Origin of the sequence: Azohydromonas lata NBRC 102462 (assembly GCF_001571085.1) — a bacterium.
In the GTDB taxonomy this organism is placed as follows: domain Bacteria; phylum Pseudomonadota; class Gammaproteobacteria; order Burkholderiales; family Burkholderiaceae_C; genus Azohydromonas; species Azohydromonas lata.
Genome location: NZ_BCTC01000012.1, coordinates 42,440 through 57,884, shown reverse-complemented (window position 1 = coordinate 57,884; position 15,445 = coordinate 42,440). Strand labels below are relative to the sequence as shown.

The following is a 15,445-nucleotide window of genomic DNA, read 5'->3' as shown; positions in this document are numbered from 1 at the left end:
GTCACGCGGCTCGTGGATGCCCGCGTGCGCGGGCATGACGGTTCCTTTTTCAACCGGAACCCTGCATGACCACCATAGACCTGAAAATCCTCGACCCCCGCGTCGCCGAGCGCTGGGACGAGCTGGCTCCCCGCTACGCCACTCCCGGCAGCGCCGGGCTGGACCTGCGCGCCTGCCTGGACGTGCCGCTGGTGCTGCAGCCCGGCGACGCGGCGCTCATCCCCACGGGCATCGCCATCCACATCGGCGACCCCGGCCTGGCCGCCATGCTGCTGCCGCGCTCGGGCCTGGGCCACAAGCACGGCCTGGTGCTGGGCAATCTAGTCGGCCTCATCGATGCCGACTACCAGGGCCCGCTCATGGTGAGCTGCTGGAACCGCGGCAAGGAGCCCTTCACCGTGCAGCCGCTGGAGCGCATCGCGCAAATGATCATCGTCCCCGTGGTGCAGGCCCAGTTCCGCCGCGTGCAGGAGTTCGGCGATTCGCAGCGCGGCGAGGGCGGCTTCGGTTCCACCGGCCGGAACTGAACCTGCTTTGCTTATGCGCCTAAGCGTTTGCCCCGGGCGCGCGGCGCATCAAGATGGCGCCCCGCTGGCCGATCAATAAACCCTTGGCCGCTGCGGGCTGGCGACTTGCCGACAGACCCGCGAACCGGCAATTTCTTCCTTTCGACGGACCACAGCGATCCATGTCCAAGCCCAAAGCGGCTGCCCTGGCGGCGGTCCTCATCGTGGCCGGCCTCTCCGGCGCCTGGTGGTTCAACGGCCGCAAGGAGGCCGCGCCCGCGGGCGGCGGCGCATCGGCGGCGGCCTCCGCGGCCAGCGGCGCGGCGTCCGGCGCCGGCGGCGCGCCGGTGAGCGTCACCAGCGTGGTGGCGCAGCAGCGCGACGTGCCGGTGCTGCTGCAGGCGCCCGGCACCGTCACGGCGCTGCGCAGCGTGGAAGTGAAGCCGCAGGTGGCCAGCCAGGTGACGCAGGTGCACGTGCGCGAGGGCCAGAACGTCAAGCGCGGCGAGCTGCTGTTCACGCTGGACGCGCGCAACGACGAGGCCAACGTCGCCCGCGCGCAGGCGCAACTGCTGCGCGACCAGGCCACCGCCGCCGACGCCCAGCGCCAGCTCGCCCGCAGCCGCGAGCTGCTGGCGCAGAACTTCGTGTCGCAGGGCGCGGTGGACACGGCGCAGGCGCAGGCCGAGGCGCAGGCCGCCGTGGTGGCCGCGGACCGCGCCGCGCTGGATGCCGCCAAGGTGGCGCTGTCCTACAGCCGCATCACGGCGCCGGGGGACGGGCGCATCGGCACCGTGAACGTCTATCCCGGCACCAGCGTCTCGCCCACGGGCGCGGCGCTGCTCACGCTCACGCAGATCGACCCCATCGCCGTGGCCTTCAACCTGCCGCAGCGCGAGCTGCCCGCGCTGCTGGAGCTCATGGGCCAGGGCGGCGGCCAGGTGCAGGCCGTGCTGCCGGAAGGCCGCAAGCCCCGCACCGGAAAACTCCAGTTCGTGGACAACGCGGTGGACCTGGCGTCGGGCACGGTGCGCGTGAAGGCCCAGTTCGACAACGCCGACCAGTCGCTGTGGCCCGGCGCCTTCGTGGACGTGAGCCTGACCGTGCGCACGCTGCGCGGCGCGGTGGTGGTGCCGCAGGCGGCCGTCATCCAGGGCCCGCGCGGAACGACCCTCTTCGTGATCGAGGGCAACAAAGCCGCGGCGCGGCCCGTCACGGTGACTTACGCCGCCGGCAACGACGCGGTGGTGGACGGTGTGCGCGCGGGTGAACGCGTGGTGGTGGACGGCAAGCAGAACCTGCGCCCCGGTGCCCCGGTGGTCGAGCGCGGCGCGGGGGCCCCCGCGGGCCGCGGCGGCGAAGGCCACGGCGGGCAGGGCGGCGGTGGCGCGGGTAGTGCCGGGAGCGGCAGCGGCGGTGCCGCGGCGCCCGATAAATCGGTGGCGCTGGCCACGGCGGCGTCGCAGGCGGAGGCGCTGCGGTGAACCTGTCGGAGCTGTTCATTCGCCGTCCGGTGATGACGGTGCTGCTCAACCTGGCCATCGTCGTGGCCGGTGTGCTGGCCTATGGCCGCATCCCGGTGGCGGCGCTGCCCAGCTACAACACGCCCGTCATCAACGTCTCGGCCTCGCTGCCCGGCGCCAGCCCCGAGAACATGGCCACCTCGGTGGCGTTGCAACTGGAAAAGCAGTTCCAGACCATTCCGGGCCTGAACGTCATCAGCTCCACCAGCACGCTGGGCAACACCTCGGTGACGCTGGAGTTCGACGAGGGCCGCGACATCGACGCCGCCGCCGTGGACGTGCAGGCCGCGCTGCTGCGCGCGCAGCGCCAGTTGCCGCAGGACATGACGCAGCCGCCGTCCTACCGCAAGGTCAACCCCGCCGACGCCCCCGTGCTGCTGCTGGCGCTGACCTCGCCCGCGCTGAGCCTGCAAGACCTCAACGACTACGCCGAGCACCTCATCTCCCCGACGCTGTCCACGCTGCCCGGCGTGGCGCAGGTGAACATCTACGGCCAGAAGCGCTTTGCCGTGCGCGTGCGCGTGCTGCCGGACCAGCTTGCCGCCCGCAACATCGGCCTGGACGAAGTCGCCGGCGCCCTGCGCGCGGCCAACGCCAACACGCCCGTGGGCACGCTGGAAGGGACGAGCCAGACGCTCACGCTGCAGGCCAACCGCCAGTTGCGCAACGCGGCCGAGTTCTCGGAAGTGATCGTTGCCAGCCGCAACGGCAACGCCGTGCGGCTGCGCGACGTGGCGCAGGTCGAGGACAGCTACGAGATCGTCCGCAACTTCAACAGCTTCAACGGCGAGCGCTCCATCACGCTGGCCATTCAAAGGCAGCCCGACGCCAACACGGTGCGGGTGGTGGACTCCATCAAGGCGGCGCTGCCGGGGTTCCAGGAACAGTTGCCGCAGTCGGTGAAAGTGAGCCTGGTCAACGACCGCTCGGTGTCCATCCGCGAGGCGCTGCACGACGTCAACCTCACGCTGCTGGGCACGGTGGTGCTGGTGGTGCTGGTGATCTTCCTGTTCCTGCGCCGCTTCGTGGCCACCGTCATCCCGTCGCTGTCGCTGCCGGTGTCGCTGGTGGGCGCGCTGTCGCTGCTGTGGGGGCTGGGCTACTCGCTGGACAACATCTCGCTGCTGGGCCTGACGCTGGCCGTGGGCCTGGTGGTGGACGACGCCATCGTGATGCTGGAGAACATCATCCGCCACGTGGAGGAGGGCGTGCCGCCCTTCCAGGCCGCGCTGCGCGGCTCGCGCGAGGTGGGCTTCACCATCATCTCCATCTCCACCTCGCTGATCGCGGTCTTCATCCCCATCTTCTTCATGCCCGGGGTGATTGGGCTGTTGTTCCACGAGTTCGCCGTGGTGGTGTCGCTGGCCATCGTGGTGTCGGCCTTCGTGTCGCTCACGCTGGTGCCCATGCTGGCCAGCCGTTTCCTGAGCGACGAGGCGCACAAGAAGCCGCCCGGGCTGCTGGTGCGCGGCTTCGAGCACGCTTTCGATGCCGTGCTGCGCGTCTACAGCCGCACGCTGGACGCCGCGCTCAAGTTCCGCGGCGTGGTGATGCTGGTGGCGCTGGGCACCCTGGTGGCCACGGTCTGGCTGTTCATGACCATTCCCAAGGGCTTCTTCCCCGAGGAAGACATCGGCCAGCTCTCGGTGAGCACGGAAGCGGCGGAGGACATCTCCTTCCAGGGCATGGTGCAGTTGCAGGAGCGCGCGGCGGCCATCATCCGCGACGACCCCAACGTGCTCAGCGTCAACTCCTTCCTGGGCGGCGGCGGCAACACCACCAACACCGGGCGCATGTTCGTCAACCTCAAGCCGCGCAAGGACCGCGCGAGCATGAAGGAAGTGGTGGAGGGCCTGCGGCGCAAGCTGCGCACGGTGGCGGGCATCACCGTCTACATGCGCCCGGTGCAGAACCTGCAGCTCGGCGGCCGCTCCAGCAAGGCGCAGTACCAGTACATCCTGCAAAGCGTGCAGGCCGGCGAGATCTACGAATGGGCCACCAAGCTGCAGGAAAAGCTGCGCGGCGATGCGCTGTTCCGCGACGTCACCAGCGACGCGCAACTGCGCGGGCTGCAGGCCTCGCTGTCCATCGACCGCGACCGCGCCAACACCCTGGGCGTGTCCATAGACGCCGTGCGCACCGCGCTCTACAGCGCGTTTGGCGAGCGGCAGGTCTCCACGATCTACACCAACACCGACAACTACCAGGTGATCATGGAGGCGGCGCCGCAGGCCAAGGAGGACGAGGCGGACCTCTCGCGCATCTACGTGCGCTCCGCCGGCGGCACGCTGGTGCCGCTGTCGGCCTTCGCCACCGTCTCTCGCACGGTGGGGCCCATCTCGGTCAACCACGTGGGCCAGCTGCAGGCGGTGACGGTGTCCTTCAACCTCGCCCCCGGCGTGGCGCTGGGCGACGCGACGGAGAAGCTGGAGGGCTACCGCACGGCCATAGGGATGCCCGAATCCATCATCACCCGCTACGGCGGCGACGCGGCCGTTTTCAAGAGCTCGCAGGGCAGCCAGGCGATATTGATCGTGGCGGCGCTGCTGGTGATCTACGTGCTGCTGGGCGTGCTGTATGAGAGCTACATCCACCCGCTGACCATCCTGGCGGGCCTGCCCTCGGCCGCCGTGGGCGCGCTGCTGATGCTCAAGTTCTTCGGCCAGGACCTGACCATCATCGCCACGATCGGCATCCTGTTGCTCATAGGCATCGTCAAGAAGAACGCGATCATGATGATCGACTTCGCGCTGGAGGCGCAGCGCGAGCGCGGCATGAAGCCGGTGGAGGCCATACGCGAGGCCTGCGTGCTGCGCTTTCGTCCCATCATGATGACCACGCTGGCCGCGCTCATGGGCGCGCTGCCCATCGCGCTGGGCATAGGCGCCGGCGCCGAGCTGCGCCAGCCGCTGGGCCTGGCGGTGGTGGGCGGCCTGGTGTTCTCGCAGGCCGTGACGCTCTACATCACCCCGGTGATTTACCTCGCGCTGGACCGCTTCAGCGGCAAGGGGCCCATCACGGCGCCGGAGCAGGGCGAGGCGGATGAGCCGGGGCAGGCGGCCAAGGCGGCTTGAGCCGCCAGGCGCCGCCCAATGAAAAAGCCGGCCCGCGGGCCGGCTTTTTCGCGTCGGGCAAGCGCTGTCAGCGCGGCGACACCAGCAGCCTCAAGCCCAGGATGAGCATGAGCGCGCCGCTGAAGCGGAAGGTGCTCACCACCGCGCGCGGGTTGCGGCGCAGCGCCTGGCTCAGCGATCCGGCCACCCAGCCCGCCACGGCCTGCACCGGCACGCCAATGGCGCCAAAGGCCAGGCCCAGCAGCACCGTGTCCAGCGCCGGCGAGGCGCTGTCGGCCGGGACGAACTGCGGCAGGAAGGCCAGGAAGAAAAGGGCCAGCTTGGGGTTGAGCAGCGCGGACAGGGCGCCTTGCAGGAAGAGGGCGCGCGGGCCCAGGCGGTCAGACGCGGCGTGGATGTCCATGCTCGGCGCCGCGCGCCACAGCTGCACGCCCATCCACAGCAGATAGCAGGCGCCCGCGACCTTGAGCGCCGTGAAGGCGATCTCCGAGGTCTGCAGCAGCACCGTCACGCCGAAGGCGGCGAAGAAGGTGTGGGCCGCCACGCCCAGCGTCAGCCCGGCCGCGGAGATCAGCGCCGCCTTGCGGCCCTGCGCCAGCGCGCGCGAGACGACGTAAATCATGTCCGGCCCCGGCGTGAGGGCCAGCGCCGTGGCAGCGGCGAGGAACAGGTCCCATTGGATGCCGGAGCTCATGCCTGTACTTCCTTCTCTTTACTTCGGCGCTGTCAGTGCAGCGTTTCGTCGCGCGGCGCGCCGGGCGGCGGGGCCAGGAGGGCCAGCACGCTGTCGCCGACGCTGCCGGCCTCGATTTCTTCCTCGGTGGCCTCGCGCACGTCGCGCACCTTGATGTGCAGCTGCAGCGCGATGCCGGCCAGCGGGTGGTTGCCGTCCAGCACCACGTGCTCCGGGTACACCTCGGTGACCATGTAGACGGTGTCGGCGGGCATGCCGGTGGTGGCGCTGCCCTCAGGCAGCCCTTCGAAGGCCATGCCGGGCTCGACCTGCTCGGGGAACAGGCTTCTGGCCTCGAAGCACACCAGCTCAGGCTTGTAGTCGCCGAAGGCGTGCTCGGGCTCCAGGTGCAGCCAGGCCTCGTGGCCGGTCTCGTGGCCGGCCAGGGCTTCTTCGACCTTGGGCAGGAGGTCTTCGCCGCCGTAAAAGAATTCGACCGGATCGGCCAGCTCGTCGATGGTCTGGCCTTGTGCGTCGGCCAGCGTCCAGGAGAGGCTGACCACGCAAGGTGCGTTGATGTTCATCGTCCGAGGATGCCACAGCGGGCATGACAATCCCGGGAATGCAGATTGACCAAGCCACGACCCTTCTCGGCGGCATCAGCCCCGCCACCTTCATGCGCCGCTACTGGCAGAAAAAGCCCTTGCTGGTGCGCCAGGCCCTTCCCGGCATCACGCCGCCCATCACCCGTGCCGACATGTTCGCGCTGGCGCAGCAGGAGGACGTCGAATCCCGCGTCATCGTCGCCAAGGGCGACGCCTGGAAGCTGCGCCACGGGCCGCTGCCGCGCCAGGCACTGCCCGCGGTCAAGCAGCCGCGCTGGACGCTGCTGGTGCAGGGGCTGGACCACCACGTGCCGGCCGCGCACGAGTTGCTCTCGCGCTTTCGCTTCGTTCCGCAGGCGCGGCTGGACGACCTGATGATCTCTTGGGCCAGCGAGGGCGGCGGCGTCGGCGCCCACATGGACAACTACGACGTGTTCCTCATTCAGGTGCAGGGCAAGCGCCGCTGGCGCATAGGCCCGGTGCAGGACGAATCCCTGGTGCCCGGCGTGCCGCTGAAGCTGCTGGCCAACTTCCAACCCACCGAGGACGTGGTGCTGGAGCCCGGCGACATGCTCTACCTGCCCCCGCGCTGGGGCCACGACGGCACGGCCGTGGACGGCGAGTGCATGACCTGCTCGGCGGGCTTCCGCGTGCCCTGCGAGGACGACCTCGCCCGCGAGTTGCTGCAGCGCCTGCCGGAGCTCATGGACGAGGAGGAGAAGGGCCGCCTCTACCGCGACCCCAAGCAGCCCGCCACCGCCACGCCGGGCGAGATTCCGCAGGCGCTGTCGGACTTCGCGCGCCGCGCTCTGGAGCGTGCGCTGCGCGACCCGGCGCTGCTGCAGGCGGCGCTGGGGGAGATCCTGAGCGAGCCCAAACCCATCGTGTGGTTCGAGCAGAACGAGGACGCGGACGTCGCGGGCGGCGTTGCCCTGCACCGGCGCAGCCGCATGATGTATGACGAGAAATTCGTCTTCATCAACGGCGAGTCCTTCCGCGCCGGCGGGCGCGACGCGCGGCTCATGCGCCGCCTGGCCGACGAGGGCCGGCTGTCCGCGCGCGACGTGGCCGCATTGAGCGAGGACGCACACGAATTGCTCCGCGATTGGGCCTGCGCCGGCTGGGTGCAGCCGCTGGAAGCTTGAGGCCTCAACTTCCAATCAAGGCAGCAATCGTTACAGGCACGAAAGTGATGCGTGGCCGCAACGCTTGCACCGTCCAAGGGCGCAGCGGCCCGTTGCAGTAGGGACCTACCCTAGTGCAACGGTATAATTTCAGGTTGGACAAGGTTCACAAGTAACGATCCGCGTCCCCGTGAGTCGGGGCTTCGAACACCCCAGCCGATTGGTAATTGTTCGACTACTTTTCGAATTCGAGGACACACAAATGAACAAGTCGCTCCTGCTGGCTGCCGTCATTGCCGCCGCTGCCCTGACCGCTTGCGGCAAGAAGGAAGAAGCTCCTGCCCCCGCCCCGGCTCCCGCTCCCGCCGCTGCTCCGGCCGCCGAGTCTGCCTCCGCTGCCGCTTCCGCCGCTGCTGGCGCCGCCGACGCTGCCGCTTCGGCCGCTTCCGCCGCTGCCTCTGCCGCTTCGCAGTAATCTGCAAGCCACAGCTGGAAAAGAAGCCGCCTGCGGGCGGCTTTTTTTATGGCCGGGAGCGGATGCGGCCCGGGACGGGGCGAAGAGCGGGATGCGCGATGCGCTCCACAAGCCGCCTGCGCTTCACTTGCGGCGTGGCGCCGGACGATTCGTGCGCACGCATGCACGCTCCGGGACGCGGGAGCCGTGCTGGGGACATTGAAAAGCGCGCCGTGGCGCGCGCCCGTTCAGTGCAGGTCCAGCCAGCCGCAGCCGTGCACGGGGTCGGCGACGAGCACGTCCTGCACGCCCGTGCCCAAGGCCGCGGCCAGCGCCTGCGCGGCCAGCTCAGGCGTGTTGTTCTGGCGGCTCAGGTGCGCGGCCACCACGTGGCGCAGCCCGGCGTGGTGAAGCCGCTGCAGCAGCGCGGCGGACAGGCTGTTTTCCAGGTGGCCGAAGCGGCCGCTGATGCGGCGCTTGAGCACCCAGGGATAGGGCCCGGCGGCCAGCATGTCGCGGTCGTGATTGGTTTCCAGCAGCAGGGCATCGCAGCCGCCAAGGGCTTGGGCGACGGCGTCCGTCACCTCGCCCAAGTCGGTGAGCAGGCCCAGGTGGTGCTGGCCATCGTGCACGCGCAACTGCAGCGGCTCGCGCGCGTCATGCGGCACGCCAAAGGGTTGAAGCTGCAGCGCGCCCAAGTCCAGCCTGTCGCCGCAGGCCAGCACCTGCAGGAAAGCGGGCTCGGCGTCGGACTCGTCCAGCCCCGCCTTGCGGCGCAGCGCGGCCCAAGTGCCCGCGCTCATGCACAGCCGCACGCCATGGCGGCGTGCCAGCGTGAGGGCGCAGCCCACGTGGTCGCCATGCTCGTGCGTGACGAACACGGCGTCGATCTGCCCAAGCTCCACGCCGCGCAGCGCCAAGCGCCGGCCCAGCTCGCGCATGGAGAAGCCGCAGTCCACCAGCAGCCGCGTGGGCCGGCCGGCGGGGCCGGCCTCGACCAGGGTCGAATTGCCTGAGCTGCCGCTGCCCAGGTTGCTGAAGCGCATCACCCGCGGTACTGCCGGGAAGAGGTTGTCAGCGAAAGGCTTACTTCAGGTCGTCCAGCAGCGCCTGCACGATGCGCTTGGCGACTTCACCGCCGTCCGGCGCACCTTGGGCGTTCTGCACCGACACGGTGCTGGCGTTGCCCTCGGACTTGACGGCCACGCGGTAGCGGTCCGTCACGGCGCGCTTCTCGTCGCGGCCGAAGAGGCGGCTGAAGAAGCCGGGCTCCTCGCGCTTGACTTCCTTGGGGTCGACGTAGCGCACGTAGTACAGGCCGCTGGTGCGGTCCCGGTCCTCGACGGTGAAGCCGCTGCGGTCCAGCGCCACGCCGACGCGGCGCCAGGCGCGGTCGAAGCTGTCGTCCAGTTGCAGCGCGGCGGCCTGGCCGTCAAGCGCGCGGGCGCGCGGGGCCTGCACCGGCGCTTGGGCCACGGTGGCGCGGGCCACTTCCTCCTTGGCGCCGAGCTTGACCATCAGGCGGCTGAGGAATTCGGCCTCCAGGCCCGGATCGCTGGGACGGGCGGTCCACTTGGTCTGGTCGCGCATCTGGCTGACGAAGACCTCTTCCATCCCGCGGTGCGTGATGGTGATCTCGGTGCCGCGCGTGGTGCGCTCCACGCGGGTGCGGAACATGTCGCGCTCGCTGGTGGAATAGGCGCCGTCAAAGATCTTGCCGATGGAGCGGCGGATGAAGTCCTGCGGCAGCTTGGCGCGGTTCTCGGCCCACTCGGTCTCGATCACGCCGGCCTGGGCATCGTCCTTGGCGATGTTGAAGCCGCGCTCCTGCCAGAAGGCCACGAGCTGAGGCCAGAGCTGGTCGGGCGTGGCCGAGGTGACCAGCCAGCGCTCGTTGCCCGCGCGCTCGATGCGCATGTCGCCGAGCTGCGTGGGTGCCACGGCACCCGTGCCGGCAGTGGCGGCGCCGCCCGCGGCGGGCGTGGCCGCCGCCGTGGGGGCGGCCCCTGCGGCTGGCGCGGCCTGCTGGTAGGTGGCGGCGCTGACCGGGCCGTTTTGCGGCTGGTAGCGCTGCTGGTCGCGGGCGAGCTGGGTCAGGTCCGGCGGGATTTCCAGCGGCGCGGTCTTGGTGGCCTGGCTGCGGTAGTCCAGCTTGTCGCCGGACAGCGCGTTTTCCATGGTGGAGCAGCCGGCGAGTCCAAGGGCCAGCACAAGCGCGGACGGGACGACGAGACGGTTCATTTCAGGCATCGCGAAAAGCCGCCGCCGCGCGGCGGACGGAAGGTCTGGAGGGCGAGAGCGGCGCAGCCGGCGTTGTGGCCGGCTGCCGGGTCGGCTCAGAGCAGGCCGCTGTCGCGCAGGGCCTGTTCCACCAGCGGCTGCGCCGCCTCGGACAGGCCGGTGAGCGGCAACCGCAGCGCCGGGCCGCAACGGCCCATGCGCGCCAGCGCCCACTTCACGGGAATCGGGTTGGGCTCCACGAAGAGCTGCTTGTGCAGCGGCAGCAGTTGCATGTGCAGCTCCACGGCGCGCTTGGCGTCGCCCGCGATGGCGGCCTTGCACAGCTCGGCCATGGCGCGCGGGGCCACGTTGGCCGTGACGCTGATGTTGCCGTGGCCGCCGGCCAGCATGAGGGCGAAGGCGGTGGGGTCGTCGCCGGAGTAGATGCCAAAGCCCTGCGGCGCCTGCTTGATCAGCCACGTGGCGCGGTCGATGTTGCCGGTGGCTTCCTTGACGCCGATGATGCCGGGCACCTGCGCCAAGCGCAGCACGGTGTCGTGCGCCATATCGGCCACGGTGCGGCCGGGCACGTTGTAGAGCACCACGGGGATGTCCACGGCCTCGGCGATGGCGCGGAAGTGGCGGTAGATGCCCTCCTGCGTGGGCTTGTTGTAGTAGGGAACGACCTGCAGCGTGCAGTCGGCGCCGACCTTGCGGGCGAACTCCGACAGCTCAATGGCTTCGCGCGTGGAGTTGGCGCCGGCGCCGGCCATGATGGGCACGCGGCCCGCGGCCTGCTCGACGGCCACGCGGATGATCTCGCAGTGCTCCTCCACCGACACCGTGGGCGATTCGCCCGTGGTGCCCACGACGCCTATGCAGTCGGTGCCTTCGGCGATGTGCCAGTCGATCAGGCTGCGCAGCGCGGCGTAGTCCACGCTGCCGTCTTCGTGCATGGGCGTGACCAGTGCAACGATGCTTCCGGTGATGGGTTTCATGGGAGAGAAGCTTCCTTTAATCGCGAGATTCTATCCGGCCCGTTTCGGCAGCCCGCCGGGCCGGGTCTACAGAAGACGGCGCGCCGGTGCGGCGTCCGGCGCGGGTGGGGCTTCGCGCACGGCGGCAATGCGCTGCACGAAGCGCGCGGGCTCCTGCAGGAAGCCGTCCTCGAATGCCACCACGCGCAGGCCACGCGCCACGTCGAGCAGCTCGCCCGGGCGCAAGAGGAAATCCGGGCTGCGCGGGCGGCCCACCGTCTCGTTGCCCGCGGCGAAGGTTTCATAGAGCAGCACGCCGCCGTCTTGCAGGCTCTCCAGCAGCCGCGGCAGCAGCGGGCGCCACAGGTAGTTCGTGACCACCACGGCGCCGAAGCGCTCGCCCGGCAGCGGCCAGGGGCCGTTTTCAATGTCGGCCACCACCACGCGCGCGATGCCCCGCAGCGGTGCCACGGCCTCGGCGTCGCGGTCCAGCGCCACCACCTCGTGGCCCCGTTGCGCGAACCAGTGCACGTGGCGGCCGCCGCCGCAGGCCACGTCCAGCACGCTGCAGCCCGCAGGCAGCAGCGGCGTGAAGCGGCGAATCCAGGGCGAAGCGGCGTCAGCGGGGGAGGAGCTGGAATGCATGCGCAGAACTCAGGTTGAAGCGGGGGGCGCCGCCGGCTCTAGAAACAGCTCCAGAGCTGGTTGGCGACGCTGAACACCATGGACGGGCGCAGGTAGGCCAGGAACACCAGGGCCAGCACCAGCGCGGCCACGGCCCAGCCGAGCAAGCGCCTGGTGCGAGAGCGCGGTGCCATGGCGGTGCGCCATCAGGCTGCGGAGGCCGTGGCGGGCGTTGGGCGGGCAATGGGCTGCTCGCGCACGGGCTGGTTGATCAGCGCCGCGACCACGCCCAGGGCCACCGCGATCCACCACACCACGTCGTAGCTGCCCGTGGCGTCGAAGAGCTTGCCGCCCAGCCACACGCCCAGGAACGAGCCCACCTGGTGGCTCAGGAACACGAAGCCGCCCAACATGGACAGGAAGCGCACGCCGAAGATCTGCGCCACCACCGCGTTGGTCGGCGGCACCGTGGACAGCCACAGCACGCCCATGACCGAGGCGAACACGTACACGCTCATGGGCGACAGCGGCAGCGTGATGAAGGCCGTGATGGCCACCGCGCGCAGCGCGTAGATGGCCGAGAGGATGTGGCGCTTGGCCAGGCGCTGGCCCAGCGTGCCCGCGGCGTAGGTGCCGAACACGTTGAACAGGCCTATGAGCGCCAGCGCCGTGGTGGCCACCTGCGGCTCCAGCCCGCGGTCCTTGAGGTAGCTGGGCAGGTGCACGCCTATGAACACCACCTGGAAGCCGCAGACGAAGTAGCCGGCGGTCAGCAACTGGAAGCTGCGCGAGCCCAGCGCCTCCTTGATCGCCGCGCCCATGCTTTGCTGCGGCGCGCCGCCCGCGGCCGGCACGGCGCGCGGCTCGCGCAGGCCGAAGGACAACGGGATGATGGCCAGCGCCGCCGCGCCCAGGATGAAGAGGGCGTTCTGCCAGCCCACCCCGCCGATGAGGCCGTTTTCCACCGGCACCATCAGGAACTGGCCGAAGGAGCCCGCCGCCGCAGCCACGCCCATGGCCCAGCTGCGCTTTTCCGGGGCCACGTGGCGGCCGATGACGCCGTAGATCACGGCGTAGGTCGTCCCCGACTGCGCCATGCCGATGAGCAGCCCCGCGCTGCCGGTGAAGGCCAGCCCCGTGGTGGACAGCCCCATGAGCACCAGGCCCAGCGCATACAGCAGCGAGCCGCTCACCAGCACGCGAAACGCCCCGAAGCGGTCGGCCAGCATGCCGGCAAAGGGCCCGGCCAGGCCCCAGGCGATGTTCTGCACCGCCAGCGCGAAGGCGAAGGTCTCGCGCGTCCAGCCCCGCTCGGTGGTCACGGGCTGCAGCCACAGGCCAAAGCCGTGGCGTATGCCCATGGACAGCGTGACGATGGCGGCGCCGCACAGCAGCACCTGGGTCATGGAGAGACGGGTCGGGGAGGAGGTTGGCGCGGGGCTCATCCCGCCACTGTAGCGACCGCGGCACGGCCGCTTGGGCCGCGGTGTTTCCATGCGCCGCTGCAGCGGCGCGGGAAGCCGCGTTTGGCCCTTACAACAGCTGTTCAAAAACACAGCACTGCGCCTGGGGTCCTTACAATCAAGCCATGGCGACGAAAAGCACCAACTCCGCCCCCGTTTACGGCGAAAGCTCCATCCGCGTCCTGAAGGGCCTGGAGCCCGTCAAGCAGCGGCCGGGCATGTACACCCGCACCGACAACCCTCTGCACATCATCCAGGAGGTCATAGACAACGCCGCCGACGAGGCGCTGGCCGGGCATGGCCGGCGCATCGCCGTGACGCTGCATGCCGATGCCTCCGTTTCCGTGGAGGACGACGGGCGCGGCATCCCCTACGGCCTGCATCCCGAGGAGAAGGTGCCGGTGCTGGAGATCGTGTTCACCCGGCTGCACGCCGGGGGCAAGTTCGACAAAGGGGCCGGCGGCGCCTACAGCTTCTCCGGCGGCCTGCACGGCGTGGGCGTGAGCGTGACCAATGCGCTGGCGACCCGGCTGCAGGTGGAGGTCTGGCGCGAGGGCAAGGCCGCGAGCCTGGCCTTCAGCGGCGGCGACGTGATCGAGCCGCTGGCCGTGCGCAAGGCCACCGGGTCCGAGAAGAAGTCGGGCACGCGGGTGCGCGTGTGGCCGGACGCCAAGTACTTCGAAAGCTCCGATCTGCCGCGCCAGGAGATCGTCCACCTGCTGCGCAGCAAGGCCGTGCTCATGCCCGGCGTGAGCGTGACGCTGCACGTGGAAAAGAGCGGCGAGACGCTGGAGTGGCTCTACAAGGGCGGCCTGCGCGACTACTTGCAGCAAAGCCTGAGCGCCGACGCGCTCATCCCGCTGTTCGAGGGCGAGCGCTACGCCACGCCGGCCGAGACCGAAAACTTCGCCGAGGGCGAGGGCGCGGCCTGGTGCGTCGCGTTCACGGAAGAGGGCGGCACGCTGCGCGAGAGCTACGTCAACCTCATCCCCACGGTGGCCGGCGGCACGCACGAGGCGGGCTTAAAGGACGGCCTCTTCACGGCGGTCAAGGGCTTCGTGGAGCTGCACGGGCTGCTGCCCAAGGGCGTGAAGCTCATGCCCGACGACGTGTTCTCGCGCGCGAGCTTCGTGCTGTCGGCCAAGGTGCTGGACCCGCAGTTCCAGGGCCAGACCAAGGAGCGGCTGAACTCGCGCGACGCGCTGCGGCTGGTGTCGGCCTTCGTCCGTCCCGCGCTGGAGCTGTGGCTGCACCAGCACGTGGAGCACGGCAAGAAGCTGGCGGAGCTGGTGATCAAGCAGGCCCAGACGCGCCAGCGCGCGGCGCAAAAGGTCGAGAAGAAGAAGGGCTCCGGCGTGGCCGTGCTGCCGGGCAAGCTCACCGACTGCGAAAGCCGCGACATCGCGCTCAATGAGCTTTTCCTGGTGGAAGGCGACAGCGCCGGCGGCAGCGCCAAGATGGGCCGCGACAAGGAGACGCAGGCCATCCTGCCGCTGCGCGGCAAGGTGCTCAACGCCTGGGAGGTCGAGCGCGACCTGCTGTTCAAGAACAACGAGATCCACGACATCGCCGTGGCCGTGGGCGTGGACCCGCACGGGCCCAACGACCAGCCCGACCTCTCGGGGCTGCGCTACGGCAAGGTGTGCATCCTGTCGGACGCGGACGTGGACGGCTCGCACATCCAGGTGCTGCTGCTCACGCTCTTCTTCCGCCACTTTCCCAAGCTCATCGAAGCGGGTCACGTGTTCGTGGCCAAGCCGCCCCTCTTCCGCATCGACGCCCCGGCGCGCGGCAAGAAGCCCGCGGCCAAGCTCTACGCGCTGGACGAGGGCGAGCTCGAAGCCATGCTGGACAAGCTGCGCAAGGAAGGCGCGCGCGAGGGCAGCTGGACCATCAGCCGCTTCAAGGGCCTGGGCGAGATGAATGCCGAGCAGTTGTGGGACACCACGCTCAACCCAGATACCCGGCGGCTGCTGTCCGTGGCTTTCGGCCAGCTCGATTTCGCCGCCACCACCGAGTGGCTGAGCAAGCTCATGGGCAAGGGCGAGGCCGCGGCGCGACGCGAGCTCATGGAGCTGCACGGCGACGCGGTGGAGGTGGACGTCTGAGGAGCGTCCGGGGACGCCGCCACAGGCGCGGTTTTCACAACCCATTCAACGGCGGCAGGCCTTTGGAGCCTGCCGCCCTCAGTCCTTGAGGGCT

At 69.9% G+C, this 15,445-nt stretch carries 13 protein-coding genes; 5 read left to right on the top strand and 8 right to left on the bottom strand.

The features are described 5' to 3' along the window. Positions 1-65 precede the first annotated feature (65 nt). From dut to ALA01S_RS06810, 3 genes are all read left to right on the top strand, one after another. Complete coding sequence (gene dut / locus ALA01S_RS06820) at positions 66-527, top strand: dUTP diphosphatase (RefSeq protein ID WP_066333854.1); 462 nt, start codon at positions 66-68, stop codon at positions 525-527. Between the two features lie 161 nt (positions 528-688). Next, positions 689-1,990 carry an efflux RND transporter periplasmic adaptor subunit gene (locus ALA01S_RS06815; protein WP_066333851.1) on the top strand — a complete coding sequence of 434 codons (1,302 nt, stop codon included), beginning with the start codon at positions 689-691 and terminating at the stop codon, positions 1,988-1,990. Continuing rightward, the gene (locus ALA01S_RS06810; protein ID WP_066333847.1) at positions 1,987-5,103 is read left to right on the top strand and encodes an efflux RND transporter permease subunit; all 3,117 of its coding nucleotides are present in this window, start codon (positions 1,987-1,989) and stop codon (positions 5,101-5,103) included. Before ALA01S_RS06815 ends, ALA01S_RS06810 begins: the two co-directional genes overlap by 4 nt. Positions 5,104-5,170: 67 nt before the next feature. Here ALA01S_RS06810 and ALA01S_RS06805 read toward each other — a convergent pair whose 3' ends face one another. Together ALA01S_RS06805 and ALA01S_RS06800 are read right to left on the bottom strand one after the other, a co-directional pair. Continuing rightward, complete coding sequence (locus ALA01S_RS06805; protein ID WP_066333844.1) at positions 5,171-5,797, bottom strand: LysE family translocator; 627 nt, start codon at positions 5,795-5,797, stop codon at positions 5,171-5,173. Between the two features lie 32 nt (positions 5,798-5,829). Then, complete coding sequence (locus ALA01S_RS06800) at positions 5,830-6,360, bottom strand: FKBP-type peptidyl-prolyl cis-trans isomerase (protein ID WP_066333841.1); 531 nt, start codon at positions 6,358-6,360, stop codon at positions 5,830-5,832. A gap of 38 nt (positions 6,361-6,398) precedes the next feature. On the opposite strand from ALA01S_RS06800, the gene ALA01S_RS06795 reads away from it, so the two are divergent. Next, on the top strand, positions 6,399-7,526 hold the full coding sequence (locus ALA01S_RS06795; protein WP_066333838.1) for a JmjC domain-containing protein: 1,128 nt from the start codon (positions 6,399-6,401) through the stop codon (positions 7,524-7,526). A gap of 681 nt (positions 7,527-8,207) precedes the next feature. Here the strand turns inward: ALA01S_RS06795 and ALA01S_RS06790 are convergent. The 6 genes from ALA01S_RS06790 to ALA01S_RS06770 all read right to left on the bottom strand — a co-directional run bounded on the left by ALA01S_RS06790 (position 8,208) and on the right by ALA01S_RS06770 (position 13,225). After that, positions 8,208-9,005 carry an MBL fold metallo-hydrolase gene (locus tag ALA01S_RS06790; RefSeq protein WP_307189670.1) on the bottom strand — a complete coding sequence of 266 codons (798 nt, stop codon included), beginning with the start codon at positions 9,003-9,005 and terminating at the stop codon, positions 8,208-8,210. A gap of 40 nt (positions 9,006-9,045) precedes the next feature. After that, positions 9,046-10,200: an NlpB/DapX family lipoprotein gene (gene bamC, locus ALA01S_RS06785; RefSeq protein ID WP_066333834.1), complete on the bottom strand. Its 1,155-nt coding sequence runs from the start codon at positions 10,198-10,200 to the stop codon at positions 9,046-9,048. Between the two features lie 95 nt (positions 10,201-10,295). Continuing rightward, positions 10,296-11,177 carry a 4-hydroxy-tetrahydrodipicolinate synthase gene (dapA, locus tag ALA01S_RS06780; RefSeq protein WP_066333832.1) on the bottom strand — a complete coding sequence of 294 codons (882 nt, stop codon included), beginning with the start codon at positions 11,175-11,177 and terminating at the stop codon, positions 10,296-10,298. Positions 11,178-11,243: 66 nt separating this feature from the next. Next, positions 11,244-11,801, bottom strand: a complete 558-nt coding sequence (locus ALA01S_RS06775) for a class I SAM-dependent methyltransferase (RefSeq protein WP_066333829.1) — start codon at positions 11,799-11,801, stop codon at positions 11,244-11,246. Positions 11,802-11,839: 38 nt separating this feature from the next. Continuing rightward, positions 11,840-11,974: a hypothetical protein gene (locus ALA01S_RS35160; RefSeq protein ID WP_259375506.1), complete on the bottom strand. Its 135-nt coding sequence runs from the start codon at positions 11,972-11,974 to the stop codon at positions 11,840-11,842. Positions 11,975-11,986: 12 nt separating this feature from the next. Continuing rightward, entirely contained in the window at positions 11,987-13,225 is a 1,239-nt protein-coding gene (locus ALA01S_RS06770; protein WP_066333828.1) for an MFS transporter, read from the bottom strand. A 143-nt stretch (positions 13,226-13,368) separates the two neighbouring features. Here ALA01S_RS06770 and ALA01S_RS06765 point away from each other — a divergent pair, with 143 nt between their 5' ends. Next, complete coding sequence (locus ALA01S_RS06765; protein WP_066333826.1) at positions 13,369-15,351, top strand: DNA topoisomerase IV subunit B; 1,983 nt, start codon at positions 13,369-13,371, stop codon at positions 15,349-15,351. The last annotated feature ends 94 nt before the right edge of the window (positions 15,352-15,445 follow it).

Coding starts and splice junctions, on each gene's coding strand:
- dut (WP_066333854.1), top strand. CDS start 66: ATGACCACCATAGACCTGAAAATCCTCGACCCCCGCGTCGCCGAGCGC.
- ALA01S_RS06815 (WP_066333851.1), top strand. CDS start 689: ATGTCCAAGCCCAAAGCGGCTGCCCTGGCGGCGGTCCTCATCGTGGCC.
- ALA01S_RS06805 (WP_066333844.1), bottom strand. CDS start 5,797: ATGAGCTCCGGCATCCAATGGGACCTGTTCCTCGCCGCTGCCACGGCG.
- ALA01S_RS06800 (WP_066333841.1), bottom strand. CDS start 6,360: ATGAACATCAACGCACCTTGCGTGGTCAGCCTCTCCTGGACGCTGGCC.
- ALA01S_RS06795 (WP_066333838.1), top strand. CDS start 6,399: ATGCAGATTGACCAAGCCACGACCCTTCTCGGCGGCATCAGCCCCGCC.
- ALA01S_RS06790 (WP_307189670.1), bottom strand. CDS start 9,005: ATGCGCTTCAGCAACCTGGGCAGCGGCAGCTCAGGCAATTCGACCCTG.
- bamC (WP_066333834.1), bottom strand. CDS start 10,200: ATGAACCGTCTCGTCGTCCCGTCCGCGCTTGTGCTGGCCCTTGGACTC.
- dapA (WP_066333832.1), bottom strand. CDS start 11,177: ATGAAACCCATCACCGGAAGCATCGTTGCACTGGTCACGCCCATGCAC.
- ALA01S_RS06775 (WP_066333829.1), bottom strand. CDS start 11,801: ATGCATTCCAGCTCCTCCCCCGCTGACGCCGCTTCGCCCTGGATTCGC.
- ALA01S_RS35160 (WP_259375506.1), bottom strand. CDS start 11,974: ATGGCACCGCGCTCTCGCACCAGGCGCTTGCTCGGCTGGGCCGTGGCC.
- ALA01S_RS06770 (WP_066333828.1), bottom strand. CDS start 13,225: ATGAGCCCCGCGCCAACCTCCTCCCCGACCCGTCTCTCCATGACCCAG.
- ALA01S_RS06765 (WP_066333826.1), top strand. CDS start 13,369: ATGGCGACGAAAAGCACCAACTCCGCCCCCGTTTACGGCGAAAGCTCC.